We start from the raw sequence: 4552 nt of genomic DNA, 5'->3' as shown, positions 1-4552 counted from the left end.
CCCCGCCAGCGTTCGCCCAGGGCGGCGAGGTTCGCGTCGTTCTCCAGCAGCACGGTCCAGCCGTGCAGGTCCTGCAGCGCCGAGCGGAGCCCGACGTCGAACAGGCTCCAGAAATGCTGGCTCACCAGCACCTTGCCGTCGCGGTCCACCGGTGCGGCGATGCCCGCGCCGACGGCCAGGACCCTGTCCGGGCCCGTCCCGGCGGCCGCAAGTGCCTGCCGGCAGGCCCGGTCGACGACGTCGATCCGCTCCGCAGCGGGGATGTCGGCGGCCCGGAAGCTCCCGCTGGAGCGTCCGACGACGGTCCCGCGGAGGTCCGCGACGGCAGCGGTGGTAGTAGCGGCGCCGATGTCGAGGCCGAGCACAAACCCGGCCCCGCTATTGAGCTCGAAGCGCCGGGCGGGACGTCCCTTGCGCGGGCCCAAGGGCTGTTCCTCGTCGCGGGCGCCCAGTTCGCGGATCCAGCCGCGCCGGATCAGGTCCTCGCAGACGGCGATGACGGATGCCCGCGTCAGTCCGGTCCGGGCCATGAGCTCCGTCCCGGTGGCCACGTCCGTGTTCCGGATGACGCCGAGCACGGACTGGGCGTTGACCCGGCGCAGCAGCTGGGGCGTGGCGGCGGCTGCGTGCGGCATCACATTCTTGACCTCCCCGTGAGTCCGGACCCATAATTGATCCGGCAATATATTTAGCTTGTATCTAAATTATCAGAAGCTTGTTCAGAGCCCCGAAGGATTACCTCTTGTCCAACACCGCCACGCTGGCAACCCTGTCCGGTTCCGACCTCGCTGCCGACCCCAACTGGTGGCGCCAGGCGTCCGTGTACCAGATCTACCCGCGCAGCTTCTCCGACTCCAACGGTGACGGCCTGGGCGACCTCAAGGGCATCACGGCCAAGGTCCCCTACCTGAAGGAACTCGGGATCGACGCCGTCTGGCTCTCCCCGTTCTACCCCTCGGCGCTGGCCGACGGCGGGTACGACGTCGACGACTACCGCGACGTCGATCCCAAGCTCGGCACGCTGGAGGACTTCGATGAGATGTCCGCCGCGCTGCACGCGGCCGGCATCAAGCTGATCGCCGACATCGTCCCCAACCACTCTTCGAACCGCCACGCCTGGTTCCAGGAGGCCCTCGCCTCCCCCCGCGGCTCCGACGCCCGGGAGCGCTACATCTTCCGGGACGGCAAGGGCGAGCACGGCGAGATCCCGCCGTCGGACTGGGAATCCGTCTTCGGCGGCCCGGCCTGGGAACGCATCACCGAACCGGACGGCACCCCCGGCCAGTGGTACATGCACATCTTCGCCAAGGAACAGCCGGACCTGAACTGGTCCAACCGCGAAATCCGCGACGACTTCCTCAAGACCCTGCGCTTCTGGTCGGACCGCGGCGTGGACGGCTTCCGCGTCGACGTGGCCCACGCCCTGACCAAGGACCTCACCGAGCCGCTGCTGTCCAAGGTCGAGCTGAGCGAGGCCAACAGCGGCACCGACGGCTTCGACGACGGCTCGCACCCGTTCTGGGACCGCGACGAGGTCCACGAGATCTACGTGGAATGGCGCGAGGTCTTCAACGAATACAATCCGCCGCGCACCGCCGTCGCCGAAGCCTGGGTGCACGCCAGCCGCCGCGGCCGCTACGCAAGCCCCCAAGGCCTGGGACAGGCGTTCAACTTCGACCTGCTCCAGGCCGACTTCGCCGCCGACGAGTTCCACGAAATCATCACCCGCAACCTCGCCGAAGCCACCGAATCCGGTGCCTCCTCCACCTGGGTGTTCTCCAACCACGACGTCGTCCGCCACGCCACCCGCTACGGCCTGCCCACGGGCGGCGGCAAGCACGCCAAGGGCCAGGACGGCAAGGGCTGGCTGCTGGCCGGCGCCCCGGCCGAGGAGCTGGACGTCGAGCTCGGACTGCGCCGCGCCCGTGCGGCCACCCAGCTGATGCTGGCACTTCCGGGCTCCGCCTACCTGTACCAGGGCGAGGAGCTCGGACTGCAGGAAGTCGCGGACATCCCCGACTCGGAGCGCCAGGACCCCACCTTCTTCCGCAACAAGGGCGTCGAGATCGGCCGGGACGGCTGCCGCGTGCCGCTCCCGTGGGCCGCCGAGGGAACCTCCTTCGGATTCGGCGACGGCGGGGCGCACCTGCTGCAGCCGGCCTGGTTCAGCCGCTACGCCGTCGCGGCGGAGGACGGCGTTGAGGGGTCCACCCTCGAGTTCTACCGCCGGGCCTTGAAGCTACGCCGCGAACTGCAGACCTCGGAAGAACTGGACTGGCTGGAATCCGGCAACGCCCACGTCCTGCACTTCAGCCGCCCCGGCGGCTGGCAGACGGTGACGAACTTCGGTGCCGAACCTGTTGAACTGCCCGCCGGAACGGTACTGCTCAGCAGCGGACCGCTCGAGAAGAACCTCCTGCCCGGCAGCACCACCGTCTGGCTGCGGTGAGCTCCACGCCCGGAAGGGTGCCGGCCGCACAGCCAGCCCAGGAACTGATTTATGGCTGCATGGGCCTGGGCGGCAGCTGGTCATCGGAGCCGCACTCGTCCGCCGATGTGGACGAGGCGGCGNGGCCGCCGTCGACGCGGCCCTCGAGGTTGGCATCACCCTGTTCGACCACGCCGACATCTACCGCGGCGGCAAGTCCGAAGCGGTGTTCGGCGAGGTGCTGGCACAGATGCCGGGACTGCGGGAGCGGATCCGGCTGCAGACCAAGTGCGGCATCCGGCTCAACGAACAGGGCCTGGAGACGCACTACGACCTGAGCGGGGACGGCATCCTGACGAGAGTCAACGAAAGCCTGGCCCGGCTCCGCACGGACTACGTGGACGTCCTGATGCTCCATCGCCCCGATCCGCTGATGGACCCTGCCGAGGTGGCCTCCGCCGTCCGGCAGCTCATGGCGGAAGGCAAGGTCCGGGCGTTGGGCGTGTCCAACATGTCCGGATCGCAGATCGAGGTGCTGCAGGACCGGCTCGGGACCCCGGTGGTCGCCAACCAGCTGGAGATGAGCCTGCTCAAACGCGCCTGGCTGGAGAGCACGGTGCTGGTCAACCATGCAGAGGGAACGGACTACAGCTTCCCGCACGGCACCGTGGAGTACTGTGTCCGGCATGGAATCACCCTGCAGGCCTACGGTGCCCTGGCGCAGGGCCTCTACACCGGGGCGCCTGCCGCAACCCCGTCGGCCGCGGAAGAGGCGACCGCGGGGCTCGTGGCGCAGCTGGCAGCGGAGAAAAAGACGACCGGGGAATCGATCCTGCTGGGCTGGCTGATGAGGCACCCGGCCCGGATCGCGCCCGTGATCGGCACTGCCAAGCCGGACCGCATCCGCGCGTGTGCGGACGCGGCCGCGGTCGCCGCGGGCATGACCCGGGCGCAGTGGTACCGGCTCTGGGTGACGGCGCGCGGCAGCAATATCCCGTAGCTTGTGATTTTGGTCGTATTGGTCGGTCTCCAAGGCCGGAATACTTGGCTGGGGACAGCCTGGAACGGATAGCGTAGAGACATGACCTCCACCACCACCGCCGGGACCGTCCGGCCTCAACGCAACATCCCAGCTGAAATCGCCCGCTCCTGGCTGCTGGTCAATGCTATGAAAACCGAGCTCTTCGACCAGTCGGCCGTCTCCCGCGCGGACGCCATCATCCTGGACATCGAGGACGCGGTGGACCCTTCCCAGAAGGATGCCGCCCGCAGCAACGTTGTGGACTGGCTGACCGCCGGCGGCAGCGCCTGGGTCCGGATCAACGACGCCACGAGCCCCTTCTGGGCCGACGATCTCGCTGGTCTCCGCGGCACGCCGGGCCTGCTCGGTGTGATGCTGGCCAAGACCGAGTCCGCCGACCAGGTCACCGAAAGCTTCCACCGCATGGACGGCAAGACCCCGGTCATCCCGTTGGTTGAGTCCGCCGTGGGCATCGAGGAAGCCAACCACATCGCCAGGGCCCAGGGCGCGTTCCGCCTCGCGTTCGGCTCCGGCGACTTCCGCCGCGACACCGGGATGGCGGCCACCCCCGAGGCCATGGCCTACCCCCGCGCCAAGCTCGTGGTGGCCAGCCGCGTCGGGAACCTGCCCGGCCCCATCGACGGCCCCACCGTCGGCACCAACCACCCGATCCTGCGCGAGCAGACAGGCATCACGGTGATGATGGGCATGACCGGCAAGCTGTGCCTCGCGATCGACCAGACCAACGTCATCAACGAGGTCATCAGCCCGACGCCGTCCGACGTCGCCTGGGCCACTGACTTCATGGCCGACTTCGAGGCAAACGGCCGCGTCATCCGCGACGGCTCGGACCTGCCGCGCCTGGGCCGCGCCGAGAAGATCATCAAGCTCGCGGTAGCCTTCGGGGTGCAGCCGGCCGTCTAGCCAGCCTCGTACCAAGGAGACCCCGTGACCGATGCCCGCTATCTGGTCCACGGGGTCTTTTGGGATTCCGACCCGGCTGAACCGGGGGAAGCCGGCATCCCCGACGGCGGGAGCCCGGTCATGCGCCTGCAGGACCTGGACGGCGGCTTTACCGATCTGACGCTCGACGCCGGCACCCG

General features: G+C 68.9%; 3 protein-coding genes and 1 pseudogene. 3 read left to right on the top strand and 1 reads right to left on the bottom strand.

The genetic code is table 11. The annotated features are described in order from the left end of the window. On the bottom strand, positions 1-635 hold a 635-nt coding region (locus K789_RS0116320), incomplete at its 3' end, for an ROK family protein (protein WP_024367691.1). A 107-nt stretch (positions 636-742) separates the two neighbouring features. Between K789_RS0116320 and K789_RS0116315 the strand changes: the two genes are divergently transcribed. From K789_RS0116315 to K789_RS0116305, 3 genes and pseudogenes are all read left to right on the top strand, one after another. Further along, a complete protein-coding gene (locus K789_RS0116315; RefSeq protein WP_024367690.1) occupies positions 743-2449 on the top strand; it encodes a glycoside hydrolase family 13 protein in 1707 nt (568 codons plus the stop codon). Positions 2450-2508: 59 nt separating this feature from the next. After that, positions 2509-3428, top strand: a pseudogene (locus tag K789_RS23340) (aldo/keto reductase). Positions 3429-3509: 81 nt separating this feature from the next. Next, complete coding sequence (locus K789_RS0116305) at positions 3510-4373, top strand: HpcH/HpaI aldolase/citrate lyase family protein (protein ID WP_024367689.1); 864 nt, start codon at positions 3510-3512, stop codon at positions 4371-4373. The last annotated feature ends 179 nt before the right edge of the window (positions 4374-4552 follow it).

Origin of the sequence: Arthrobacter sp. TB 26, from assembly GCF_000427315.1 — a bacterium.
Classification (GTDB): Bacteria; Actinomycetota; Actinomycetes; order Actinomycetales; family Micrococcaceae; genus Arthrobacter.
Note: the sequence above shows the minus strand (reverse complement) of the source record. Positions and strands in the feature narration are given on the sequence as shown.